The 21844-nt window shown below is 57.6% G+C and carries 24 protein-coding genes; 11 read left to right on the forward strand and 13 right to left on the reverse strand.

What is annotated here, in order from left to right:
- Positions 1-25: 25 nt before the first annotated feature.
- The 3 genes from AC4FIA_RS02935 to hslO are packed head-to-tail and all read right to left on the reverse strand — an operon-like array spanning position 26 to position 2794.
- Positions 26-1189, reverse strand: coding sequence for a CCA tRNA nucleotidyltransferase (locus AC4FIA_RS02935; RefSeq protein ID WP_490364645.1), 1164 nt, complete (start codon positions 1187-1189; stop codon positions 26-28).
- On the reverse strand, positions 1186-1803 hold the full coding sequence (locus tag AC4FIA_RS02940) for a CoA pyrophosphatase (protein WP_490364646.1): 618 nt from the start codon (positions 1801-1803) through the stop codon (positions 1186-1188). Before AC4FIA_RS02940 ends, AC4FIA_RS02935 begins: the two co-directional genes overlap by 4 nt.
- The gene (gene hslO / locus AC4FIA_RS02945) at positions 1790-2794 is read right to left on the reverse strand and encodes an Hsp33 family molecular chaperone HslO (RefSeq protein ID WP_103910699.1); all 1005 of its coding nucleotides are present in this window, start codon (positions 2792-2794) and stop codon (positions 1790-1792) included. The genes AC4FIA_RS02940 and hslO overlap by 14 nt, the downstream gene beginning before the upstream one ends.
- A gap of 101 nt (positions 2795-2895) precedes the next feature.
- On the opposite strand from hslO, the gene AC4FIA_RS02950 reads away from it, so the two are divergent.
- On the forward strand, positions 2896-3339 hold the full coding sequence (locus AC4FIA_RS02950; protein ID WP_490364647.1) for an NUDIX domain-containing protein: 444 nt from the start codon (positions 2896-2898) through the stop codon (positions 3337-3339).
- Here the strand turns inward: AC4FIA_RS02950 and AC4FIA_RS02955 are convergent.
- Positions 3336-4604, reverse strand: coding sequence for a PP2C family protein-serine/threonine phosphatase (locus AC4FIA_RS02955; protein ID WP_490364648.1), 1269 nt, complete (start codon positions 4602-4604; stop codon positions 3336-3338). The genes AC4FIA_RS02950 and AC4FIA_RS02955 overlap by 4 nt on opposite strands.
- A 122-nt stretch (positions 4605-4726) precedes the next feature.
- Here AC4FIA_RS02955 and AC4FIA_RS02960 point away from each other — a divergent pair, with 122 nt between their 5' ends.
- Entirely contained in the window at positions 4727-5032 is a 306-nt protein-coding gene (locus tag AC4FIA_RS02960) for an Hpt domain-containing protein (RefSeq protein ID WP_490364649.1), read from the forward strand.
- 9 nt (positions 5033-5041) lie between these two features.
- Here AC4FIA_RS02960 and AC4FIA_RS02965 read toward each other — a convergent pair whose 3' ends face one another.
- Genes AC4FIA_RS02965 through AC4FIA_RS02975 form a run of 3 tightly spaced genes read right to left on the reverse strand, consistent with a single transcriptional unit; the run spans position 5042 to position 7875 of the window.
- Positions 5042-5854: an SDR family NAD(P)-dependent oxidoreductase gene (locus AC4FIA_RS02965; protein ID WP_490364650.1), complete on the reverse strand. Its 813-nt coding sequence runs from the start codon at positions 5852-5854 to the stop codon at positions 5042-5044.
- Complete coding sequence (gene ilvA, locus AC4FIA_RS02970; RefSeq protein ID WP_490364651.1) at positions 5854-7080, reverse strand: threonine ammonia-lyase IlvA; 1227 nt, start codon at positions 7078-7080, stop codon at positions 5854-5856. Before ilvA ends, AC4FIA_RS02965 begins: the two co-directional genes overlap by 1 nt.
- 39 nt (positions 7081-7119) lie before the next feature.
- A complete protein-coding gene (locus AC4FIA_RS02975) occupies positions 7120-7875 on the reverse strand; it encodes a hypothetical protein (protein WP_490364652.1) in 756 nt (251 codons plus the stop codon).
- A 125-nt stretch (positions 7876-8000) separates the two neighbouring features.
- Between AC4FIA_RS02975 and AC4FIA_RS02980 the strand changes: the two genes are divergently transcribed.
- Positions 8001-9227 (forward strand): argininosuccinate synthase, encoded by a 1227-nt coding sequence (locus tag AC4FIA_RS02980; protein WP_103910692.1) that lies wholly within the window; start codon positions 8001-8003, stop codon positions 9225-9227.
- Positions 9228-9304: 77 nt separating this feature from the next.
- Positions 9305-9589, forward strand: coding sequence for an SCP2 sterol-binding domain-containing protein (locus AC4FIA_RS02985; protein WP_287473374.1), 285 nt, complete (start codon positions 9305-9307; stop codon positions 9587-9589).
- Between the two features lie 7 nt (positions 9590-9596).
- Here the strand turns inward: AC4FIA_RS02985 and AC4FIA_RS02990 are convergent, their stop codons facing one another.
- The 3 genes from AC4FIA_RS02990 to AC4FIA_RS03000 all read right to left on the reverse strand — a co-directional run bounded on the left by AC4FIA_RS02990 (position 9597) and on the right by AC4FIA_RS03000 (position 11276).
- Positions 9597-10136, reverse strand: a complete 540-nt coding sequence (locus AC4FIA_RS02990) for a MotE family protein (RefSeq protein WP_490364653.1) — start codon at positions 10134-10136, stop codon at positions 9597-9599.
- A gap of 86 nt (positions 10137-10222) precedes the next feature.
- The gene (locus tag AC4FIA_RS02995; RefSeq protein ID WP_490364654.1) at positions 10223-10735 is read right to left on the reverse strand and encodes a hypothetical protein; all 513 of its coding nucleotides are present in this window, start codon (positions 10733-10735) and stop codon (positions 10223-10225) included.
- A 10-nt stretch (positions 10736-10745) separates the two neighbouring features.
- Positions 10746-11276 (reverse strand): flagellar basal body-associated FliL family protein, encoded by a 531-nt coding sequence (locus tag AC4FIA_RS03000; RefSeq protein ID WP_490364655.1) that lies wholly within the window; start codon positions 11274-11276, stop codon positions 10746-10748.
- A gap of 116 nt (positions 11277-11392) precedes the next feature.
- Between AC4FIA_RS03000 and fliF the strand changes: the two genes are divergently transcribed.
- The 5 genes from fliF to AC4FIA_RS03025 are packed head-to-tail and all read left to right on the forward strand — an operon-like array spanning position 11393 to position 15632.
- Positions 11393-12976, forward strand: a complete 1584-nt coding sequence (gene fliF / locus AC4FIA_RS03005) for a flagellar basal-body MS-ring/collar protein FliF (protein ID WP_490364656.1) — start codon at positions 11393-11395, stop codon at positions 12974-12976.
- Positions 12973-13575 carry a FliH/SctL family protein gene (locus tag AC4FIA_RS03010; protein WP_490364657.1) on the forward strand — a complete coding sequence of 201 codons (603 nt, stop codon included), beginning with the start codon at positions 12973-12975 and terminating at the stop codon, positions 13573-13575. The genes fliF and AC4FIA_RS03010 overlap by 4 nt, the downstream gene beginning before the upstream one ends.
- Complete coding sequence (locus tag AC4FIA_RS03015; RefSeq protein ID WP_103910686.1) at positions 13568-13858, forward strand: FliM/FliN family flagellar motor switch protein; 291 nt, start codon at positions 13568-13570, stop codon at positions 13856-13858. The genes AC4FIA_RS03010 and AC4FIA_RS03015 overlap by 8 nt, the downstream gene beginning before the upstream one ends.
- Position 13859: 1 nt before the next feature.
- Positions 13860-14603, forward strand: a complete 744-nt coding sequence (gene fliP, locus AC4FIA_RS03020; RefSeq protein ID WP_490364658.1) for a flagellar type III secretion system pore protein FliP — start codon at positions 13860-13862, stop codon at positions 14601-14603.
- Between the two features lie 57 nt (positions 14604-14660).
- On the forward strand, positions 14661-15632 hold the full coding sequence (locus tag AC4FIA_RS03025; protein WP_490364659.1) for a class 1 fructose-bisphosphatase: 972 nt from the start codon (positions 14661-14663) through the stop codon (positions 15630-15632).
- Positions 15633-15664: 32 nt separating this feature from the next.
- On the opposite strand, the gene AC4FIA_RS03030 is transcribed toward AC4FIA_RS03025, so the two are convergent.
- The 3 genes from AC4FIA_RS03030 to AC4FIA_RS03040 all read right to left on the reverse strand — a co-directional run bounded on the left by AC4FIA_RS03030 (position 15665) and on the right by AC4FIA_RS03040 (position 18922).
- Positions 15665-16432 (reverse strand): ATP-binding cassette domain-containing protein, encoded by a 768-nt coding sequence (locus AC4FIA_RS03030; RefSeq protein ID WP_103910683.1) that lies wholly within the window; start codon positions 16430-16432, stop codon positions 15665-15667.
- A gap of 11 nt (positions 16433-16443) precedes the next feature.
- Positions 16444-17772 carry a sugar ABC transporter permease gene (locus AC4FIA_RS03035; RefSeq protein ID WP_490364660.1) on the reverse strand — a complete coding sequence of 443 codons (1329 nt, stop codon included), beginning with the start codon at positions 17770-17772 and terminating at the stop codon, positions 16444-16446.
- Between the two features lie 118 nt (positions 17773-17890).
- Positions 17891-18922, reverse strand: coding sequence for a substrate-binding domain-containing protein (locus tag AC4FIA_RS03040; protein WP_490364661.1), 1032 nt, complete (start codon positions 18920-18922; stop codon positions 17891-17893).
- 197 nt (positions 18923-19119) lie between these two features.
- Here AC4FIA_RS03040 and AC4FIA_RS03045 point away from each other — a divergent pair, with 197 nt between their 5' ends.
- Positions 19120-20319, forward strand: coding sequence for an ROK family transcriptional regulator (locus AC4FIA_RS03045; RefSeq protein WP_490364662.1), 1200 nt, complete (start codon positions 19120-19122; stop codon positions 20317-20319).
- The gene (locus AC4FIA_RS03050; RefSeq protein ID WP_490364663.1) at positions 20309-21844 is read left to right on the forward strand and encodes a CRTAC1 family protein; all 1536 of its coding nucleotides are present in this window, start codon (positions 20309-20311) and stop codon (positions 21842-21844) included. Before AC4FIA_RS03045 ends, AC4FIA_RS03050 begins: the two co-directional genes overlap by 11 nt.

Genomic DNA, 21844 nt, shown 5'->3' on the forward strand with positions numbered 1-21844 from the left:
GGCCAAGCCGGTTTACTAAGCGACGCTACTCAATCTCGGGATGGTCCAATAATTCTTGGCGGGTCAGCTGGAATTTGGATTTGACCCAAGTTCGTTCAAGCGACCTAAGGCGTTGCCCTAAACTTGGGCCGGAATAGTCAGGTTGCAAGTCTTTTGCTGCGATCGGGAATTTTTGTTCCGCCCCTGTTCGGATTTCTGCAATCACATCGGGCGATAACGGCTGTTCCAGCATCGCGGCGCGCAGCAGGCACGCATCCAGCGCCATGTCCGCCCCGTACCAATAACCAAGGTCCTGTGCGCTGTCGGGCCGTGCGACGATTTCCTGTAGCGTGGTAATGCGCCGTTGTTCCGCTTTGGACAGGCGCAGATCTGCCGGATCGGAAATGCCCAAAGATACCAAGCGCCGGATCGCGTCTGGCGAAATGCCCAACCCCTTTTCCAGATGAACCAGCGGGGGCAGAGCCTTGGCGCTGGAACCCGGGCACACCCGCATCAGAACGCCGGTTTGCTCCATCACAGCGACAGCTTGGGATGGGTCCGCTGCACACAGAAGCTTTTTCATCTCGGTGCCGACTCTTTCGCGGGAAAGCGTCTCTAACCCGTCAAGATTTGCGGCAATAGCGGCAAGTGTGTCTGCCTCGAAACCCGCGTCGGGATCAGCGTAAAAGGCCGAGAACCGGAAGAACCGCAGAATGCGCAGGTAGTCTTCGCGGATGCGCTTATCGGGGTCTTCGATAAACCGGATACGACGTGCCTTCAGGTCAGGAAGGCCGCCGAGCGGATCAATGACATTGCCCTGCGCATCGCAATAAAGCGCGTTCACCGTGAAATCACGACGCACCGCATCGTCGGCAACATCCTTGGAAAACCGAACGATCGCATGGCGTCCGTCGGTTTCAACGTCAGCACGGAACGTCGTGACCTCGAACGTGGCGCGATCCACCACCAATGTCACCGTGCCATGGTCAATGCCAGTCGGAACCGCCTTGATGCCCGCGCCTTCCGCCAAAGCGATCGTTTGATCCGGCGTTGCGTCAGTCGAAATATCGACGTCATCCACCGGCACAACCAACAGGCTATTGCGCACACAGCCGCCCACCGCAAAGGCCTGATGACCGGCCGCATCGAACATCGCAAAAACGCGCTGGGCGGCGGGGTCTGTCAGCCAATCGGCGGTGATGGTGTTCATGGGCTCATCCGGTCTGCAAGTGAGCGTAAGATACGCGCAGTTGCGCCCCAGATGTAATAGGGGCCGTAGGGAACCGTGTAATAATACCGTCGTTGCCCACGCCAGCGGCGATACTGCACTGCAAATCTGGTTGCAGACAGAACGTGTTCAAAAGGAACTGTGAACACCTCGTCTACCTCGCCCGGTTCCGGGATCGGATCGAAAGGTTCGGTGATCAGGCCGATCACAGGCGTCATTTCAAAGCTGGTTACGGTTTCATGTGACGGCAGCTTGCCGATGATGTCGACTTTGTCAGACGGCAGCCCGATCTCTTCCCGTGCTTCGCGCAGCGCGGTTGCCACAACGTCGGCGTCCCCTTCGTCAACCTTACCACCGGGAAAGGCGATCTGGCCGGGGTGATGTTTCAGGCGCGAGCTGCGCTTGGTCAGGACCAGCCGCATTTCGCCCTGATGTTCAATCAACGGCACCAACACGCCCGCAGGCCGCAAAACACGGTTCTCGGGCAAGACAACTTCTGGGTTCAGATCATAGTCGGTCGACATGCCCGCCGGTTTCGACAGGGCATATCTGACACGATCCAGAATGTCGCCGGATGTTTGATTAGTCGGCGTCATTCGCCTCCGCCTCAAAACCGACTGTCTTTGGGTCCAACACGTAGTGCGCGCCACAGAACTGACAGTCTGCGGTGACTGTATTTTCCGGCGTGGTCATCTTTTCGATGTCTTTGGCCGAATAGATCGACAGCGATTGGCGCACGCGGTCTTCCGAACAGGTGCAGCCGAACGCCACCGGAAGCGGATCAAAGATGCGGGGTGTTTCTTCGTGGAACAGACGCAGCAACAGGTTGGTCGGCGGAACAGACGGGCCGATCAGCTCAAGCTCTTCGACCGTGTCCAGATGGATGTTCACGCGGTTCCAGTTTTCTTCATCGTCGTCCGACACCAGATCGTTTGCCGACAAAAGACCGCCTTCGCCACTTCCGCCTTCTTCCGAGCCTGCAAATTGCGAGAACGGCGAGGCCTTGGGCATGTGTTGCAGCATGATGCCGCCAGCGCGCCAATGTTCGGCACCGCCCGCTTCGGTCGACCGGCCAAAGCGCAGGCTAAACCGTGTTGGCAGCTGTTCGGACTGTGCAAAATACGCCTCGGCCGCAGCGGCAAGCGATGTTGTGACCAGCGGTGTGATCCCCTGATACGGCGTCGTGCCTTTGCCCTGATCCATCAGGATTGCAAAATAGCCTTCGCCGACCTGCTTCATCGGGTCTTCGTCGGTGATACGATCTGCGTCAAAGCTTGCGTATGCGCGAATGCGGGCGGGTTCGCCCTCTTTTTCAGGCGCGTAGAAGTCCGTTGCAATCATCCGGACCGGACCTTTGGTCTGGATTTGCAGGGACAGTTTCCAACGCAGCTTGATTGTCTGGCCGATCAGAGCGGTCAGCAAAGCCATTTCGGCCACCAACGCCTCGACCGCTGGCGGGTAGTTGTGCTGTTTCAGCACTGCGTCCAATACGCCGTCCAGACGCGCAACGCGGCCGCGGATGTCGGCGCCGTCAAGTTGGAAGGGCAGGACTGTATCGTCCCAGTCGAGTTTTGTAGCAGACGTCATGAGGTTTCCTTGTTTGCCATTCGCTGGCATCTCGCCATCATATAGGTATCAGTTCGCTGGGTCCAAGCACCGGTTGAAGCCATAGAACCAAAGGGGGTCACGTGACGCGTCGCTACGGGGAAGTTCCTAGAAACGGTCAGCGCTATACGTTCAGGCGCGGCGTTTACGCGATTCTTGAACGGAATGGCCAGCTTTTGATCACCCATCAGGTCGATCCAGAGCCTGAATTCCAGTTACCGGGGGGTGGAATTGATCCGGGAGAGCCACCGATTGTGGCCCTTCACCGCGAGGTGTTGGAGGAAACGGGTTGGAAGATGGCGGATCCGCTACGGCTCGGCGCGTTCCGTCGATTTACCTACATGCCCGAGTACGATTTGTGGGCGGAAAAGATGTGTGTCGTGTACCTTGCCCGCCCGACACTACAGGTCGGCCCCCCGACCGAACCTGGACACACCGCGCATTGGGTCGACCCCTATGATGCGGTGCAATCCTTGGGCAATCCCGGGGACCGGGCGATGTTGGTCAATCTGCTTCGTCGGCGTTAAAGCACCTCTAGCAAAACGGCAGAGATGTCATCATCGCGCACGTCCCCCACGATTTTAAGCAAGTTGTCGTAAAGCGCGTCGAGATACGCAGGGCCGGACCCGTGGGTTTCTGCGATCAGGCCAAGCAATCCTCGATCATCCAACAGCGACCCGTCGGGCATTTCGGCCTCAACAAATCCGTCGGAATAAATCAAAAGCCGATCGCCCGCGTTCAGGGAGCATTCCAGCTGATGCTGGCTCGCGTCGTTGATCAACCCGATGGGCAGCCCGCCCTTGCCGATGAATTCAGGCGCCTTCCCTTTGCGCAATAGCAAAGGAGGCGGGTGGCCCGCCTGAACCATTTTAAGATAGCGCCCCTCTGGATCGACAGTGCAAAACACCATCGTCAGATATTCCTCAACGCCTGCATCCGACACTAAGCGGGAATTCAGCGCCTCTGCCACCTCGGCGGGTTCCTTCAGCGTGAAGGAGGCACCATGCCGGTTTACCGCGATGTTTTGTTCTTTGAACTGATCGCTCAGGTAGCCCGCAACACGGGCGGCAACCATGGCCGAGCAAATCCCGTGACCCGAAACATCAATACCGTACAGCCCGACACCCGCGCCTGTATCGAACATGCCGACCAGATCGCCCCCGACATGGCCGCATGGATGCAGCAGCATGCTGATCTGAACATTCCCCACCTGCCTTGTGCGTTCGGGGACAAGCGAATCCTGAATTCTGCGTGCCTGTTTCAGGTCGCGGTCGATTGCATCATATGCTTTGCGAAGTTCAGCGAGTGTGTCGCTGACCATACCGTTTTTGCGGGTCAGTTCGCGCTGCATATAGACGATCCGCGAGGCGGCGTTGATGCGCGCGCGCAATTCATTCGCATGGACAGGTTTCGTCAGAAAATCATCCGCCCCCGCATCTAGCCCTTCGGCGATTTCGCCCTTGTCGCTTTTTGAGGAAAGAAGGATGAAATAGCCGAACTGCGATGCGCTGTTTTCCCGAAAGGCACGGCAAAATTCCAGCCCGTCCATTTCGGGCATCACCCAGTCCGACAGGATCAGGTCCGGCGGATTTTCTTTCGCGATATCGAGCGCGTCCTTTGCGGATGTTGCCACGGAAACGTTCAGGCCCCAGCGACCCAATAGGCGTGACAGCATCATAACCTGGGCACGGCTGTCATCCACAACCAAGACGTGGCGCAATGCCCGCGACGGGTCCATTGCGATGTCAGGTGGCGTGACCTGCGAAACGTGGGTGGCCTGATCCGTAAGCATGTCTCAGCTTATGCGGATGGCATCCTTAACAGCACCTGAACCTTCAAATTTTCATAACTAAACTTGTATCTTTCAGTTTTTGTTCACGGTCGGCTCTCATGGTGCACGAGAGAGGATGCGATATGATTGATTGGGACCGCGTAGCAGCATTGAAAGAAGACTTCGGCGAAGAAGATTTCGACGAATTGGTCGGTGTTTTTCTGGAAGAAGTAGAGGGCGCCATCACCGGTTTGCAGGATGTCTCCGGAACCGATGATACGGTGAAAAACCAGATGCATTTCTTGAAGGGATGCGCCTCGAACGTCGGGTTCCGCGATCTGGCAGAGCTGGCTGCATCAATCGAGGACGGCGGCGGATTTGATGGTATGGCGCAATCGGTAAGAAGCGTTTTTGAACAGTCCCGGGCCCAATTGCTGGCCGGTGCCTGAATGCTGGTTTCAAAGAAGCTTGTGGAAGTCTTTCAGGTCGCTGCTGCCGCTGGCGTCTACCTTTGCCTTCAGCTTTTGCATGCCCTTGATCCAGCGTTCCATGTCGGTCGCACGTTTCAGGGCGTAATCGTGGACTTCCGGATGTGGAAGGATCAGAAAACGGTCGTTCTGCAGGCCTTCGATCAGGCAATCAGCAACATTTCGGGGGCTAAGGATGCGCCCGCTCTGATCGCCGTCAGCAGCGTCATCGTAGCCAAGAAGCGGCGTCGCCACATATTGCGGGCAGACGACAGACACGTGAACCCCTTGTGAACCGTGTTCGATGGCCAAGGATTGCGCTAGACTAACAGCGGCATATTTCGTCGCTGAATAAGCGGCATCGCCAATCTGGCTGAGCAGACCCGCAGCAGAAGCGACATTCACCAGGCAACCTTCGCCGCGTTCCAGCATCTCGGGCAGCGCCAAACGGGACAGCCGAAGATGCGCCATCACGTGGACATCAAAGCTTTGCTGCCAGTGGTCGTCGCTGGCCGAAGTTGGGCCCTCGGGTTCGCCCTTTGCGAAACCCGCGTTTGAGCAAACCAGATCAACGCGACCTTTCCAGTCGCGGGCCTTTTCGAAAAGTCCTGAAATCGCCTTAGGATCTGTGACATCGCAGGGAATAGACAGGCCGTCGACCTCTGCCGCGACCTGATTGGATGCTGCTTCTTTGATGTCCGAAACGATGACCTGGGCGCCTTGATCCCGAAGGGCATGGACGATCGCGCGGCCTATGCCGCTTCCGGCGCCTGTGACGATGCAAATGCGTCCCGCAATCTGCATCAGATCAGGAACTGGGCCAGTGTTTCATCCTCAGTGATATCCTGAAACGTGAATCCGTTTTCGTTCAGGCGGGCAAAGAGGATGTCAAAATTCGACGCGTGCGATGTTTCGATCCCGATGAGGACCGAACCGAAGTTGCGCGCGGATTTCTTGAGGTACTCGAACCGGGCGATATCATCGTCGGGGCCAAGAATGCCCAAAAAGTCCTTCAACGCACCGGGACGTTGGGGCAGGCGCAGGATGAAGTATTTCTTGATGCCGGAATAGCGCTGGGCGCGTTCTTTGACTTCGGGCAGACGTTCGAAATCAAAGTTGCCGCCGGATGCGATACACACAACGGTTTTGCCGCGAATGGCCTGCCCCAGATCCTTGAGCGCGTCGATAGACAATGCGCCGGCAGGTTCCAGAACGATGCCTTCGACGTTCAGCATGTCCAGAATGGTGGTGCACAAACGATCCTCGGGGATCGTCAGGGACGATGCCAGCCCGACATCTTTCAGAACGTTGAAAGTGTTCTGGCCGATCTGGGCGACTGCCGCGCCGTCCGCGAAGGTGTTTACCTTTTCCAAGGGAACAGGCTTGCCCGCACGCAGTGCCGCGTTCAGGCAGGCGCCGCCAAGTGGTTCTACAAATGTCCACTGGCTGTCCGTTCCGAAGTAGCTGAGCATGCCCGAAGACAGGCCGCCACCACCAACAGGAACAACGATATGCTCGGGTGCCTTGCCCAGCGTCTCTTCGATTTCGACCGCGACCGAGGCCTGACCTTCGATGACATCGGTATCGTCAAAGGGCGACAGGAAATGGCCACCAGCCTCTTTGCAGTATTCCTGCGCAGACCGCAGTGTGTCGTCGAAGTAGTCGCCGACCAGACGGATTTCGATGGCATCGCCGCCGAACATCCGCGTTTTTTGGATTTTCTGGGCGGGTGTCGTCACGGGCATAAAGATGACGCCCGACTTGCCAAAGTGGCGGCACATATAGGCCACGCCCTGCGCGTGATTGCCCGCACTTGCGCAGACGAACAGTTCCGCATCCGGGCGCTTGCGCATGGCGTTGAACGCGCCGCGCAGTTTGTAAGACCGTACAGGCGACAGGTCTTCGCGCTTTAACCAGATATCTGCGCCATACATGTCGGACAGATGCGCATTGCGCAGCAGTGGCGTTTCGGGAAACACCTGACGCATTTCGCGTGTGGCGGCTTTGGCAAGGTCTTTGAAATCACTCATGGCATCTGAGTGGCGCAAGAGCGCCGTTCTGGCAAGCCGTCACTCGACACCGCGACCTTCGACCACGTGCCCGTACACCGTGGTCAGCGTGGAAATACCGACCATCGTGACAAGCCAGCCAATGGCCAGATCATACACCAGACCAATGATGGACTCTGTACCAGCCGCAAGCAGGGAAGGCGTCATGATCATAAGAAACGCGGCAACCACGATCGCTGAAAGCTGCAAAATCACCTTCGCAAACGGGGCGGTTTCGGACCAAGCCGCCCTTAGTGACACAGTCTGCCCAAGCGCCGCTGCGGGCAGTACGGGGGACAGACGGAAAAACACCCAGACCCCGAACAGGATGATTACTACCGGCATGGCAGGCAGAAGGAAGGGAAGCAGCGCGGCCATCAGGCCCAAGGGCAGCGAAATCACCAAACATCCGACAGTGATCAGAAGACCGATCAGAATCGAACGCCCGAGATAGCCCAACATGTTCGCTCCGTGCCATCTGGGCATCCAGCCGGACGGGTATTCCTCATTCAGCACAAACCGGTGCCAGGCCACGGCGATCCACAGGCTGGCGACAACGGAAAAGATGCTCAGCAGCAGGAAGGCAAAGCTGTCTTCCAAGGCCATAACAGGCATCTCTGTCCCGTCAGGCAGAACTTCGGTGTCCATGTTCTGGAACAGGTAAATCTGGGTGATGGCTTGGACCAGATAGAGCACGCCCGATATCCGCAGGGCAGATTCGAAATTGTTCACGATCAGGCGCACCGAATGCACGAAAAGCTGCCAAGCCTTCATCATTTTCCCCCAGTTGGTCAAACTTTCATAAGGCTTATCACTGGTTCGGCGGTTCTGATAGCTGCAAACCTTGCCCCTGACGCCAAAACCCTATAATCGCGCCGCCAACCCAGACAGAGGATTTGATGATGTCCGCGCCTAAAAAAGTTGTTCTCGCCTATTCCGGTGGTCTTGATACGTCGATCATTCTGAAGTGGCTCCAGACGGAATACGGTTGCGAGGTTGTGACCTTCACCGCCGATCTTGGCCAAGGGGAAGAACTTGAACCGGCACGCGCCAAAGCCGAGATGCTGGGGATCAAGCCGGAAAACATCTACATTGAAGACGTGCGTGAAGAATTCGTGCGTGATTTCGTCTTCCCGATGTTCCGCGCGAACGCGGTTTACGAAGGCCTGTATCTGCTGGGTACATCCATCGCACGCCCTCTGATTTCTAAGCGTCTGGTCGAGATCGCCGAAGAAACCGGAGCCGATGCGGTGGCGCACGGCGCGACCGGTAAGGGCAACGATCAGGTACGTTTCGAACTGGCAGCCTATGCGCTGAACCCCGAAATCAAGGTGATTGCGCCGTGGCGTGAGTGGGACCTGTCTTCGCGGACCAAACTGCTGGCCTTCGCCGAAGAAAACCAGATTCCGATCGCCAAGGACAAGCGCGGCGAAGCGCCGTTCTCGGTTGATGCAAACCTGCTGCACACATCGTCCGAAGGTAAGGTGCTGGAAGATCCGGCTGAAAACGCACCGGATTATGTCTACCAGCGTACCGTGAACCCCGAAGATGCGCCGGACACACCTGAATTCATCGAAGTCACCTTTGAAAAAGGCGACGCGGTTGCGATCAACGGTCAGGCAATGTCGCCCGCGACCATCCTGACCGAACTGAACGAATATGGCCGCAAGCATGGTATCGGCCGTCTTGATCTGGTCGAAGGCCGTTTTGTTGGCATGAAGTCCCGCGGCATCTACGAAACGCCGGGCGGCACCATCCTGCTCGAGGCACACCGCGGTATCGAACAGATCACTCTGGACCGTGGCGCCGCCCACCTGAAGGATGAGTTGATGCCGAAATATGCCGAGCTGATCTACAACGGCTTCTGGTATTCGCCCGAACGCGAGATGCTGCAAGCACTGATCGACAAGTCGCAGGAACACGTGACCGGTACGGTTCGCCTGAAACTGTACAAAGGTCTGGCGCGCACGGTTGGCCGCTGGTCGGATCACTCGCTCTACTCCGAGGCGCACGTGACCTTCGAAGACGACGCAGGTGCCTACGATCAGAAAGATGCGGCTGGCTTCATTCAGCTGAACGCGCTGCGCCTGAAGCTCTTGGGCGCGCGGGAGCGTCGCCTGAAAGGCTAAAGCTTTCCGTTACGTTTCACTTGTTTGCAGGGGTTCGGCCAGATAGCCGGACCCCGCATCGTTTTTGGAGGAACGTTATGGGGCTGGATGAAATCGCAGGGCTGTTGCGCAAAGGTCTTGAACGCAAACCACTGTCCGACAGCATCAAGTTCGACTGTGGTTCAGACGGCCAACTGGTCCTGTCCGGCGATCAGGCGATGCTTCAGGATATCCCCGCCGATTGCACCATCAGCCTATCGCTGCCGAATCTTGAAAAGCTGATCAAGGGCAAGCTGAACCCGATGATGGCTTTCGCCACGGGAAAGTTGAAAGTGGCAGGCGATATGACCGTTGCGATGAAGCTGAGCCAGCTTCTGAAATAGCGTTTGCCTATTTTTTCTCCTGAGTCTCCTGAGTGATGGCGTTCGCGTTGCGTCCGGCCAGAACCACGCTGATCGTATAGGCGGCCTGCGGGCTTAGCCCGGCCATAATCGAGGCTGCCGCGTCGGGTTTCATGCGGCCAAGGAAACCGGCTGCGAATTTTGGTTCCATCTGTTCGAACAGCAACGCCGCATCTTTGGGCTTCATCTTGGCGTAGACGGTCGTCAGTTGGGTCAGATCTTCTTCTGCGGCGGTGTTCGACTGCGCCATTCTGGACCGGAGCATTGCCTCGGCTTCTCTCAACTGGACAACCTTTTCATCGATGCGGGCTTCGGTATCGTGAAGAAACGCCAGTCGTTGCTCGATGTCCTGCTCTTGTGCTGCGATGTTTTTCTCGCGCTCGCGGAGCGCGTCCAGAACGTGTTTGATCGCCTCGCGGTCATAGCCCGAGGATTCATCAGAGCTGGTCGTCTCGGAGGCGGATGCAGAGGCTTGCGCCGCTGCAATCCAACCCTCTGCACCATCCGTCAGGCGCACGATTATCGACATGAAAAACAGTGACGCAATCACCGCCAACGTGCTTTTGGGCGCTTTGCGCTTCGATCTTCGCCCTTTCCCTTTGAACAGGTTTTTCATCATGCGGCCCCAAATCGAATTCTTGGGGTGAACACCGGATCAGACGGGGGTTCGGGTGCTTGCTCTTCCGGTTCGACCACTTCCGCGACGGCCGCCTCTGTCACAGGCGCGGGGGTGACAGATGCAACTTGGGGCGCTGCGGGCGCTGCCGGTGCCGCGACAGGTGCGCTTACGGGGGCCGTTGGCGTCTGTGGTGCTGGCGCGGGCGATTGGGCCGGAGCCTGTTGCTGGGGAATGTCGTGCAGCGACGCAACCATCAGCTCTAACCTTCGGGACGCATCTTCCGCCCTTTCAGTCACCTCAAGCAACTTCTTTGACGAATCGCCCGCAGAATTCTGTGCGGCCTGCAGGTTACGGGTCATGTCATCGACCTGTGCAGAGAGCACCGCAATCGCGCCGCCAACGCCCTTGTCCAAGTCGCTGAACCGCGACAGGCGGCGGGACAGAACAAAGCAATAGATACCGGCGGTCGCCGCCGCCAGAATCAACAAAATGTCGGAAATCAGTTCCATCAAATCCACCTCAGGTCAGTACAAATTCCATGATCATCAGGTCGCGAACCACATCTGGCCCCAACACCAGATACAGCCGGTGCGCCAAATGGGTGCGGATGTTGTGCAGCGATCCCGGACTATCGATGTCCGAAGGCTCCAACGCGCGCAGGTACGAATTAAAGGCGTCCAGAACCCTTGGTTCCAGATCGACAACGTGCTGCACGTGGGGCTTATAAACCTCGATCGCGGCCGAGAACCGCAAAAGCCTGTTATTGCCGCCGCTGATCGAGACGGCGATTGGTGGCAATCGCACAAATTCGACCTCATCAGGCCCGGGCGGACGTGGCTGCTTTTCATAAAAGGCGCGGTCTTCGCCGACCGGATCAGGTTCGCGTTCGACGTGTTCGGTCGCGGCCGCGCCGAAGGGCAGCATGCCCTTGCTGACCGCAAAAAAACCGCCCGCGCCGCCAACAATCGCCAGCACGATGCCCACAATCAGACCGGCCATCCCGCCACGCTTTTTTCCGGCGGCTTTATTAGGTTCGGAGGTGTCAGTCATTTTTCATTCCTTTCTGCCCTGAAATTCAAATTAGGCGGAATGGGCTAACCGATTGTTAAGTCGCGTGGACCATTTTCACCTTTGTCGAAGAAATTGACTTGGCGAAGGAGACGGGGTTGCAGCAACTACTGGCAATCTGGAAATCGCTCAGCGCGGGGCGGCGCTTGGTTGTGGTGGGCGCAACCGTGGCGATGTTTGTCGCTGTACTGGGCATGACCCGCGTTGCGACTGCACCGTCGCTTTCGCTTTTGTACTCTGGTCTGGATGAACGTTCGGCTGGCGACGTTATTTCGGCGCTGGAAAGCCGGAACATTATCTATGAAGTCGAAGGAACGTCGATCTATGTGCCGATGGCGGAACGTGACAGCCTTAGGCTGTCACTGGCCAGCGAAGGCCTGCCCAGCGTCGGGGATAGTGGCTATGAACTGCTTGATTCCCTGACGGGCTTCGGCACGACATCGCAGATGTTTGACGCGGCTTACTGGCGCGCAAAAGAGGGCGAACTGGCCAGAACGTTGGTCGCTGGGGCACATATTTCCAAAGCCCGCGTACACATCGCGGTCGGGTCGTCCAAGCCGTTTCAACGCGAAGCAAAGCCATCGGCATCCGTTTCGGTGACAGGAACCAATGGGCCGATCTCGGGAAAGGAAGCCCGTGCAATCCGCCATCTTGTGGCCTCTGCGGTTCAGGGATTGCTTCCTGATGACGTGTCGGTTGTCGATGCAGAAGGCGGCTTGATCGGCGACGGTGCATCCGGAGCGGCGAACGTTCATGAAACAATGGTCAAATCGTTGCGCGAAAGGGTGTTGCGGCTGGTTGAGGCCCGCGTTGGGGCAGGCAATGCTGTCGTTGAAGTCAGTGTAAATGCAGTTCAGGAAAGCGAATCCGTGTTCGAGCGGCGCTTTGACCCGGACAGTCGGTTCGTCATCAGTTCCGAAACCGAAGAGCGGACAGGTCAAAGTCAGGATGAAGGTGGGGCGGGTGTAACAGTTGCCTCGAACCTGCCGGATGGCGCGGGCGGCAGCGGGGCGGGCTCTTCCAATCAGGAAAGCGAAACACGCGAGCGTGTGAATTATGAGGTGTCGGAAACCACGCGCGAGGTTACGAGAACGCCGGATGCCGTAAGGCGGGTGACCGTTGCGGTTCTGGTCAATGGCACGTTCGAGCAGAACGCCGACGGGCAGCAGGCCTTTGTTCCTATGCCAGCAGAAGATCAGGCCGCGCTTCGAGAGCTCGTCTCTTCCGCCGTTGGTTTTGACGAAGCGCGCGGTGACGTGATCACTGTGCACTCTATGCCCTTCAAGCAGACCGAAGGCTTGGGTTCTGTCGCGGCGGTTCCGGGGTTCTTTGAACGGTTTTCACCAGAGATCATGAAGATCGCGCGGATTGGCGTTCTGGGCCTGATCATCGTTGCTGTTGGTGCCTTTGTTTTGCGTCCGATTCTGACAAACACGGCACCCGCATTGCCGGATCGGATTGCGCTTGAACCTGCTGAATCCCCCCTTCGTCCGATGCAGCCCGCCTTGGATGGCGAGATTGATTCCGTCCGCGCGTTCAACGGGGCCGACAGCGCCATTGCGACCGCCGCGCCCCCTTTGGACCCCGCGCAGCGTTTGCGCGGCTTGGTGGATGAGCGGCGCGAAGAAGCGGTCGAAATACTCAGATCGTGGCTGGATGAGCCAGAGGAGCAAAGACGATGAAGCTCGTGGATTTTCTTGAGGAATTCGCTGACGGCAACGGAGCCAAAGGGCAAATGCCCAGCCAGTTGAAGGGCGCGGACATTCAGGCCTTTGAACTGTCTGCCTACGAACAGGGCTATAAGGCGGGGTGGGAGGATGCGCTTCAGTCGCAAGACAATAGCATCGATGCGATCTCGGCCGAGTTTGCTCAGAATCTGAAGGATTTGTCCTTCACTTACCACGAGGCCTACACGCACGTGTTGCGGTCGCTTGAACCCCTGTTCGAGCAGATTTCAAAAACCCTTTTGCCGGTTATTTTGCACGAAAGTCTCGGTATGCAGGTCTCGGATGTTTTGATGCGACAGGGCCGCCGCATTGCGCCGATGAGCGCCGAAATCGCGGTGTCGCCGTCACAGCTTGCTGTGGTCGAACCGCTTGTGGCGCATGATTTCGGATTCCCGGTGACGGTAGCCGAAGACGGGTCCCTGAAAGAGGGACAGGCAGATATCCGGCTGGGCGCTGTCGAGGAACACATCGATCTTTCCGAGATTGTTGATGGCATCCGCGCGGCGATCATCAGCTTTTCACGCGAAAACCGACGGGCTGTTATGAATGGATAAGACGACACAAAACGGAATGTTCCGCCCCGAACTGCAATCCTTGTCGAGCGTACCGATTGAAATCACGGTTTCAGTCGGCCGCGCCCGCCCGACCGTGCGGGATCTGACCCAGTTCGGTGTCGGATCGGTGCTGATGTTGGACAAGCAGGTGGATGATCCTGTCGATCTCTACGTCGGTGACCGGTTGATTGGGCAGGGCGTGCTGGAAGTCAGCGAAGAGGATGGCCGTGCTCAGCTTTCGGTAAGGTTGGTGGATATCGCCGAACTCAAGGATGCCACCTGATATGGGCAAAGCCGGTTTGGCGTTGCGGTATGTCTGGCTCACGATGGGGATCGTGTTGCTCCCGCATGTCGCCAGCGCTCAGGAACTATCGCTGAACCTTGGGGAAGAAGGATCGCTGACGGCCACCAGCCTTCAGCTAATTCTGATCATCACCCTGCTCAGTCTGGCGCCCGGGCTGGCGATCATGGTGACGTGCTTTCCGTTCATCGTGACCGTTCTGGCGATCTTGCGACAGGGGCTCGGCCTGCAACAATCGCCACCCAACATGTTGATCGTCAGTCTGGCGCTTTTCCTGACGTACTTCGTGATGGAGCCCGTCTTTCAAGAGGCTTATTCTGCAGGAATAGAGCCACTTATGAACAATACGCTGGCTACGTCCGAGGCGATTCAGGCAGGCTTGCAGCCGTTTCGCATCTTCATGGCAGGCCGTGTCGACCCTGACACGTTCGCGGCGATCGCCGATCTACGGCCAGACACCGTCGGCGCGACGGTGGGCGAAGATGCAGCATATTCTGTTCTTGTGCCCAGTTTCATGCTGTCGGAAATCGCCCGCGCCTTTCAGGTGGGCTTTCTGGTTTTTCTACCATTTCTGATCATCGACCTTGTCGTCGCGGCGATTTTGATGTCGATGGGCATGATGATGGTGCCGCCCGCGATTGTGTCACTTCCGTTCAAGCTGGCCTTCTTCGTGGTGGCGGATGGGTGGTCTTTGCTTGCTGGCAGTCTGGTGCGCAGTTACTTCTAGCGGCGTGGCTTGGCCTTTTGCCCTGTCACGACACGTAAAACCGGTACGAGGGCGCGCATGACGAACATTACACTCCGCAGACATTTGACGGATAAAGGGCACGACCCCGATCTCATTTTCCTGCTGGAAGATATCGCCAGCGCCTGCCGGTCCACAGCTTATGAAGTCCGGAATGGCCCGCTGAAAGGCAACCTCGGGCTGGCGGATTCGACCAACGTTCAGGGCGAAGATCAGAAGCCGCTGGATATCATCGCCAACGATATCTTTGTCGAAACGTGCGCGAACTCGCCCCGCTTGGCCGCGCTGGTGTCCGAAGAGATCGAGGAAGTCGTCTGGCTGAAAGAGCCGGAAGAAGGCGACTACCTGTTGTTCTTCGATCCGCTGGACGGGTCGTCGAACCTTGATACCAACCTGTCTGTCGGCACGATTTTTTCGATCATGCGCGTGACCAAGGACGGCGATCGTAACGTTCTGAAAAAGGGCAGCGACCAGATCGTGGCGGGCTATGCGCTTTATGGTCCGGCGACGATGCTGGTTCTGGCGCATGGGCACGGGGTGCAGTCCTTTACCCTGCATCAGGGCAGCGGCATCTTCCGCCTCACGCACCCGTCCCTGACGATCAAACAGGACACGCCGGAATTTGCGATCAACGCATCGCGCCAGCGGTTCTGGGACGCTCCAGTTCAACAGTATGTTGATGAATGTCTGCAGGGCAAAGACGGTCCCCGCGGTAAGGATTTCAATATGCGTTGGGTGGCGTCGATGGTGGCCGAAGTGCACCGCATCCTGATGCGTGGCGGCGTGTTTCTGTATCCGCTGGACGATGCGAACCGCGCCAAGGGTGGACGTTTGCGGTTGCTTTATGAAGTGGCGCCCATGGCCATGGTGATCGAGGCTGCTGGCGGCGCTGGCAGCACAGGTACAGAGCGTATTCTGGATTTGTTGCCGAGCGAGCCCCACCAACGGGTCGCAACGATCCTCGGGTCAAAAAGCGAAGTCGAATACATCGTCGATCTGCATACCAAATGAAAAACGGGCCCGCTTGGGCCCGTTTTCTTTTGTCAGACTGCCGGAGTGTCCTCTCCGGGCCGTTTGCCCAGAATGATCATACTCAGCAGGTCGTCGTCTGTGACGTCTTTGACGTCGACCGTGCCGACAAGTTTGCCGTTCTTCATGACCGAGGCACGATCACACAGCTCCATGACGTCGTGGATGTCGTGGCTGATCAGGAAGATGCCGATGCCTTCGGCTTTCAACTGCTGGATCAGTTCCGACACCATCTGCGTTTCATGGGGGCCAAGCGCCGCAGTCGGTTCGTCCATGATAAGGATGCGCGCGTTGAAATAGACCGCGCGGGCAATCGCGACGGACTGGCGCTGACCACCGGACAGGGCCGATACCGGATCTTTGAACTTTTTAAAGTTCGGGTTCAGGCGCGCCATGATCTTGCGCGTCTCGGCCTCCATCGCGTCGTCATCCACCATGCCCAGCGGTGTGGTCAGTTCGCGACCCAAGAACAGGTTCGACGCCGCATCAAGGTTATCCGCCAGCGCAAGCGTCTGATAGATCGTCTCGATGTTGTGGGCGCGGGCATCGCGGGGGTTACGAATAACCGCCTGCTTGCCGTCCACGTAAATTTCGCCCGAGTCCATCTGGTACGCGCCGGACAGGATTTTGATCAGCGTGGATTTGCCGGCACCGTTGTGGCCCAACAGGCCCACAACTTCGCCCGGATACAGATCAACGCTGACGTCATCGACCGCATGAACCCCGCCGAACGAGATCCGGATGTTGCGCATGTCGACCAAGGGTGTCTGAGAGTTTGTCATTGTCTGGCTCCTCACTTGGCCGCGCGGCGGTACAGGTTATCAAGGTACACAGCGAGAACGAGCACCGAACCCACAACGATTTGCTGGATAGCAGCGTCAAAGCCGATCAGAACCATGCCGGTCTGCAGCGATTGCATGACCAGTGCGCCCAGAACAGCGCCATAGATCGTGCCGACACCGCCAGCCAGTGACGTGCCGCCAATAACGGCCGCCGCGATGACATAGAGTTCGTCCAGCGTACCCAGAGCGTTGGTGGCCGATCCCAGACGGGCGGATGCCACGGCAGCAGACAGACCAGCCAAGAAACCCATCAATGCAAAGATCTTCACGGTCATCAGCTTGGTGTTGATACCGGCCAGAGCAGCGGCCTCGGGGTTACCACCGATGGCATAGACATAGCGGCCAAAGCGCGTGCGGCTCATGACGATGGTCATGATGATGGCCACAGCAACCAGGATCAGAACGGGGATGGCAAAGCCGTGGCTGATGAACAGACCACCTTCAGGGATGGTGATGTTGTTTTCGGCAGCGTAGCGCTTCACGATGCCTTTGGGCCATGGGTAAGAGTTTACCAGCAGGACCGCACCAATGATGGCCGAGCAGCTGAGGCCCGCAATGAACACGTCGGCCCAGACAGGGCGCAGGGCAAAGCCAAAGCGCAGGCGCTGGCGGCGACCGAAGAAAACCATCGCAATTGCCGCGGCACAGCCAATCAGACCAACAATCCAGCTGCCAGTCGCGCCAATCGCACCGAAGGGGCCACCGCCCAGCAGTTTGAATGTTTCATCAACAGGGGAAATCGTTTCACCACGGGCGATCAGGAACGCAGCACCGCGCCACACTAGGAGACCGCCCAGTGTCACGATGAACGCGGGGATATTGCGGTAGGCCACCAGCCAACCGTGCAATGCGCCAACCAGTGTGCCGGTGATCAGGCCAACGATGACCGCGATAATCCAGATCAGCGGATGACCGATGCCAAGAAGGCCGGGAAGAATCCAAACCTGCGTGACGCCCATTGTCACCGCACAGAAACCCAACAGCGAACCGACCGACAGGTCGATATGGCGCGTGATGATGACCAAAACCATACCGCAGGCCATGATGCCTACAGATGCGGTCTGAACCGACAGGTTCCACAGGTTGCGGGGCGTCAGGAAGGCGCCGAAGCCATTCACAAGTTGGCCGTACAGGTGGAAGCCGATCCAGATCAGGGCCAAGGCACCGATCATACCGATCAGGCGTGTGTCCAGTTCAGTTGCTTGAAGGAAACGGGACACGGCGCTTTTGGCCGGTTGCCTCGTATTGGTGGATGTCGGTGTGGTTGTGGAATCGCTCATCACGTCCTCTTTCATACCCTGATCATACGCGCACAAGGCACGTGGAGGGAGCAGTGATTTTCGGGAGAAGGATTAGGGGGCGACCCGGCAGACGCATCCGCCGGGTCACGATATCAGATCAGCAGCCAGCTACGCCGTCCATGGCGCCTGCGCAGACCTTGTCTTTTGCAATGTGGCCAGCATCGATGACCGCATTGATGTTGTCTTTGGTGATCGGTGTCGGGGACAGGAAGATCGCGTTCATTTCAACGCCCTTTTCGCCACCGGACCATTTCACAGCACCGTCGATGTCAGCCATCGCTGTGCCGCCCGCCAGAGCAACGGCGATATCAGCAGCCGCTGCGCCCAGCTGACGCGAGTCTTTCCAGACGGATACTGTCTGGGTGCCACGTGCAACACGGTTCAGAGCGGCATGGTCGCCGTCCTGACCTCCAACCGGAACATTCAGGCCCTGTGCTTCCAGAGCGGCGATAACGCCACCAGCCATACCGTCGTTTTCGGCCAGAACGGCGTCAACGTTGTTGTTGTTGGCTGTCAGGATCTGTTCCATGTTTTTCTGAGCGTTGTCAGGCTTCCAACCGTCGGTGAATGCTTCGCCAACGATCTTGATTTTGCCGGACTCAACGTCGTCACCGATGACTTCCATCATGCCTTCCAGCAGGAACAGCGCGTTCGGGTCACCCTTGTCGCCTTTGATGATCGCGAAGTTACCTTCGGGCTGAGCCGCTGTAACTGTTTCCGCGATGATGCGGCCAACGCCTTTGTTGTCGAAGGTCAGGTAGAAGGTGCGGTCGTCTTCGATCAGACGGTCATATCCAACAACCGGAATGCCTTCTGCGTCTGCCTGGTCAATTGCTGGGCCGATCGCGTCTTTGTCCATCGCAAGGATGATCAGCGCGTCTACGCCTTGTGTGATCAGGGCTTCGATGTCTGTCAGCTGTTTCGCAGCAGATGCCTGCGCGTCAGCCGAAATGTAGGATGCGCCAGCGGCTTCCAGAGCTGCTTTGATTGCGGCTTCGTCGGTTTTCCAGCGTTCTTCCTGGAAGTTCGACCAGCTCACACCAACAGTGACGCCGTGGCTTTCTGCCATCGCCATTGTGGATGCCGCCATAGTGAACGTAGCCGCTGCAGCGGCGATAAACTTTTTCATATTTTCCTCCCAACAGTAACAACACCCCGATTCCTTTTTGCGGTTTGAGGTGCGTGTTCCTGAATGATGCCGTGTTTAAATTTGAAAATCAAATTAAATCTTTCGAGAGGTGAAAATCGCTCGATTCCGCTGGCGTCATGAAAATTGATTTAGTGGAAAAAATAAATTACGTCTTCTCGTCGGGAGAGAGGCAAAAAATGATCCAGGACCAGCGTGGCCTAAGCAGAAAAGCCATATTAGACGCGATTCGTTCAGCCGGACGAATCGCACGTATCGACGTGGCTCAGGCGACAGGAATCTCTCAGGCGACGGTTACAACCGTCACCGCCGAAATGCTGCGCGACGGTCTGATCGAAGAGATCGCAGCCCCTGCATCCGACCGTGGAACAAAGCGGGGTCGGCCACGGGTCGATCTGGCGATTCGAGGTCAGGCGCATCTGGTTGCAGGTGTCAAAGTTGCCCACGACACGCTGTCGATCGCGCTCATGGATTTTGCAGGCGAATTGATCGGCGAATATGAGACGCCGCTCAGTGCGTCTGTGCTGTCTTCGGCGGATATGGCAGGGGAATTGCGCACCGCCCTAGAGGCGGCGTTGGACAAATACGCGATGCCCTATTCGCGGCTGTCCGGTGTTGGGATCGGGCTTGCCGGTTTTATTGATGCATCGCGCGGCTTTGTGCATTGGTCGCCATCGTTGACCGAACGCAATATCCCGCTTCAGGACATCATCTCGGAAAAGATCGAAGTCCCTGTTTTTATTGACAACGACGCCAACCTTGTCGCTGTGGCCGAGCAGTATTTCGGGCGCGGAACAGAGCATACCGATTTCATCGTTGTGACCATCGAATCCGGTGTTGGTATGGGCATCGTTCTGAACGGTCAGCTATACCGTGGCGACCGCGGCTGCGGCGCTGAATTTGGTCATACAAAGGTGCAACTGGATGGCGCGATGTGCCGTTGCGGTCAGCGAGGATGCCTTGAGGCCTATGTCGCCGACTACGCGATCGAACGTGAGGCGGCGATTTCTGCGCCTCATATCGAAGAAAATGACAGGCGCGTCGCGACGGTTTTGCAGGCGGCCAAAGATGGCGACGAAGCCGCACTGAAGATCGTGAACCGTGCAGGCCGCATGTTTGCCATGGGGCTGGCAAACCTTGTGAACGTGTTTGATCCGCAGTTGATCATTCTTGCGGGCGAACGGATGCAGTTCGACCATCTGTTCGAAGAGTCCGTTTTCGAAGACGTACGCCGTCAGGTCGTTCATGTAGATTTGCCACCGCCGGAAATAGTCACCCATAAGTGGGGCGATTTGATGTGGGCCAAAGGGGCCGCTGCTTATGCAATTGATCAGGTTGCCGAACGGTCCCTGCGCGAGATCGGCGAAAATGCAGGCTAAGCTTTGCGTTCTTCTGCTGGCCGCCTCGCCCGCGATTGCCGAACCGAAATTCGAACCTGTCGCTATCCCCGAACATCAGTACGTGGGCGGATGGGATCATTTTGTCGGCGGCGGTCTGGCTGTGTTCGATTGCAGCGGCGACGGCCTGCCCGAGCTGTTCGCAGCAGGGGGTGAGGCACCGGCAGGTTTGTTCCGGAACACCTCAAGCAGCGAAGTTATCTCTTTCGAACTGGATACGCCCGCAGCCATCGCGTTGACAGGTCTTAGCGGGGCGTATCCCGTCGATGTGGATAGCGACGGCTTCACCGACCTTGTGCTGATCGGCACGGGAAAAAACCGCTTGATGAAGGGTGGTCCCGACTGCGCGTTTTCCGATTTTGCAGACCTCGGGTTTGTGTCGGACGACCGCTGGACAACAGCGTTTTCCGCCACATGGGAAAACGGCCAGACACTGCCGACTTTGGCCTTTGGAAACTACGTGGATCGTGACGATCCAAATGGGCCGTTCGAGGCTTGTGATGACAACACCCTCTATCGGCCCAAAGGCGCAAGTTACGCTGACTCAGAGACACTTTCGCCAGGCTTTTGTGCGCTGTCGATTTTGTTCTCGGATTGGTCACGCTCGGGGAAAGCGGATCTGCGTGTCAGCAATGATCGGCACTACTATGTCCGTGGTGGATCAGAACAGCTTTGGCGTCTGGATGAAACGCCCCGCCTGTTGACCGAAGAGGATGGCTGGCACGAATACGAGCTGTGGGGCATGGGCATTGCCAGCCGCGATGTGACGGGCGACGGTCTGCCGGATGTCATGTTGTCTTCGATGGGCGACCAGCGGCTTCAGGTGATGGAACGCGCGGGAACGCCGTCTTGGGTTGATGCGCCCTATGGTTGGGGCACGACAGCACAGCGGCCCTACACGGGCGAAGATGGCCGCCCCTCGACCGGATGGCATACGGCGTTTGGTGACGTCCAAAACGACGGGCTGGATGACATCTTTATTGCCAAGGGCAACGTCGAACAGATGCCCGGAAACGCGATGTTGGATCCGAATTCTCTGCTGATTGCTAAAGGCCAGCGCAATTGGACAGAAGCCGGCGACACTGCTGGAATTGCATCGACGCATCGCGGACGCGGTGCTGCGCTGGTTGATCTGAACAAGGACGGTCTACTGGATCTGGCCGTCGTTAATCGCCGCGCGCCGGTTGAGGTTTGGCAAAACGTGACCGCTGGAACGGGGGCTTACCTGACTGTCGATCTGCAACAGTCTGGCACCAACCGCGACGCAGTTGGCGCGTGGATCGAGCTTGATACAGGCACCCGTGTGATCGCGCGGGAAGTCACCGTAGGTGGTGGCCATGCAGGCGGCAGCCTTGTGCCCGAACATTTCGGGCTGGGTAAATCACAGGGCGTGAAGCTGCGCGTGATCTGGCCGGACGGTGTAGCCAGCGATTGGGCCTACGCTGCGACCAATCAGAACATCAAAGTCGTGCGGAACGGCAAGTTGCTTCGAATTAGGCCGGAATAG

The sequence above is a fragment of the Thalassococcus sp. genome (assembly GCF_982780845.1).

Bases quoted from the DNA above. Each gene is read 5' to 3' on its own strand.
- AC4FIA_RS02935 (WP_490364645.1), bottom strand. From the start codon at position 1,189: ATGAACACCATCACCGCCGATTGGCTGACAGACCCCGCCGCCCAGCGC.
- AC4FIA_RS02940 (WP_490364646.1), bottom strand. From the start codon at position 1,803: ATGACGCCGACTAATCAAACATCCGGCGACATTCTGGATCGTGTCAGA.
- hslO (WP_103910699.1), bottom strand. From the start codon at position 2,794: ATGACGTCTGCTACAAAACTCGACTGGGACGATACAGTCCTGCCCTTC.
- AC4FIA_RS02955 (WP_490364648.1), bottom strand. From the start codon at position 4,604: ATGCTTACGGATCAGGCCACCCACGTTTCGCAGGTCACGCCACCTGAC.
- AC4FIA_RS02960 (WP_490364649.1), top strand. From the start codon at position 4,727: ATGATTGATTGGGACCGCGTAGCAGCATTGAAAGAAGACTTCGGCGAA.
- AC4FIA_RS02965 (WP_490364650.1), bottom strand. From the start codon at position 5,854: ATGCAGATTGCGGGACGCATTTGCATCGTCACAGGCGCCGGAAGCGGC.
- ilvA (WP_490364651.1), bottom strand. From the start codon at position 7,080: ATGAGTGATTTCAAAGACCTTGCCAAAGCCGCCACACGCGAAATGCGT.
- AC4FIA_RS02975 (WP_490364652.1), bottom strand. From the start codon at position 7,875: ATGATGAAGGCTTGGCAGCTTTTCGTGCATTCGGTGCGCCTGATCGTG.
- AC4FIA_RS02980 (WP_103910692.1), top strand. From the start codon at position 8,001: ATGTCCGCGCCTAAAAAAGTTGTTCTCGCCTATTCCGGTGGTCTTGAT.
- AC4FIA_RS02985 (WP_287473374.1), top strand. From the start codon at position 9,305: ATGGGGCTGGATGAAATCGCAGGGCTGTTGCGCAAAGGTCTTGAACGC.
- AC4FIA_RS02990 (WP_490364653.1), bottom strand. From the start codon at position 10,136: ATGTCGATAATCGTGCGCCTGACGGATGGTGCAGAGGGTTGGATTGCA.
- AC4FIA_RS02995 (WP_490364654.1), bottom strand. From the start codon at position 10,735: ATGGAACTGATTTCCGACATTTTGTTGATTCTGGCGGCGGCGACCGCC.
- AC4FIA_RS03000 (WP_490364655.1), bottom strand. From the start codon at position 11,276: ATGACTGACACCTCCGAACCTAATAAAGCCGCCGGAAAAAAGCGTGGC.
- AC4FIA_RS03010 (WP_490364657.1), top strand. From the start codon at position 12,973: ATGAAGCTCGTGGATTTTCTTGAGGAATTCGCTGACGGCAACGGAGCC.
- AC4FIA_RS03015 (WP_103910686.1), top strand. From the start codon at position 13,568: ATGGATAAGACGACACAAAACGGAATGTTCCGCCCCGAACTGCAATCC.
- fliP (WP_490364658.1), top strand. From the start codon at position 13,860: ATGGGCAAAGCCGGTTTGGCGTTGCGGTATGTCTGGCTCACGATGGGG.
- AC4FIA_RS03025 (WP_490364659.1), top strand. From the start codon at position 14,661: ATGACGAACATTACACTCCGCAGACATTTGACGGATAAAGGGCACGAC.
- AC4FIA_RS03030 (WP_103910683.1), bottom strand. From the start codon at position 16,432: ATGACAAACTCTCAGACACCCTTGGTCGACATGCGCAACATCCGGATC.
- AC4FIA_RS03035 (WP_490364660.1), bottom strand. From the start codon at position 17,772: ATGAGCGATTCCACAACCACACCGACATCCACCAATACGAGGCAACCG.
- AC4FIA_RS03040 (WP_490364661.1), bottom strand. From the start codon at position 18,922: ATGAAAAAGTTTATCGCCGCTGCAGCGGCTACGTTCACTATGGCGGCA.
- AC4FIA_RS03045 (WP_490364662.1), top strand. From the start codon at position 19,120: ATGATCCAGGACCAGCGTGGCCTAAGCAGAAAAGCCATATTAGACGCG.
- AC4FIA_RS03050 (WP_490364663.1), top strand. From the start codon at position 20,309: ATGCAGGCTAAGCTTTGCGTTCTTCTGCTGGCCGCCTCGCCCGCGATT.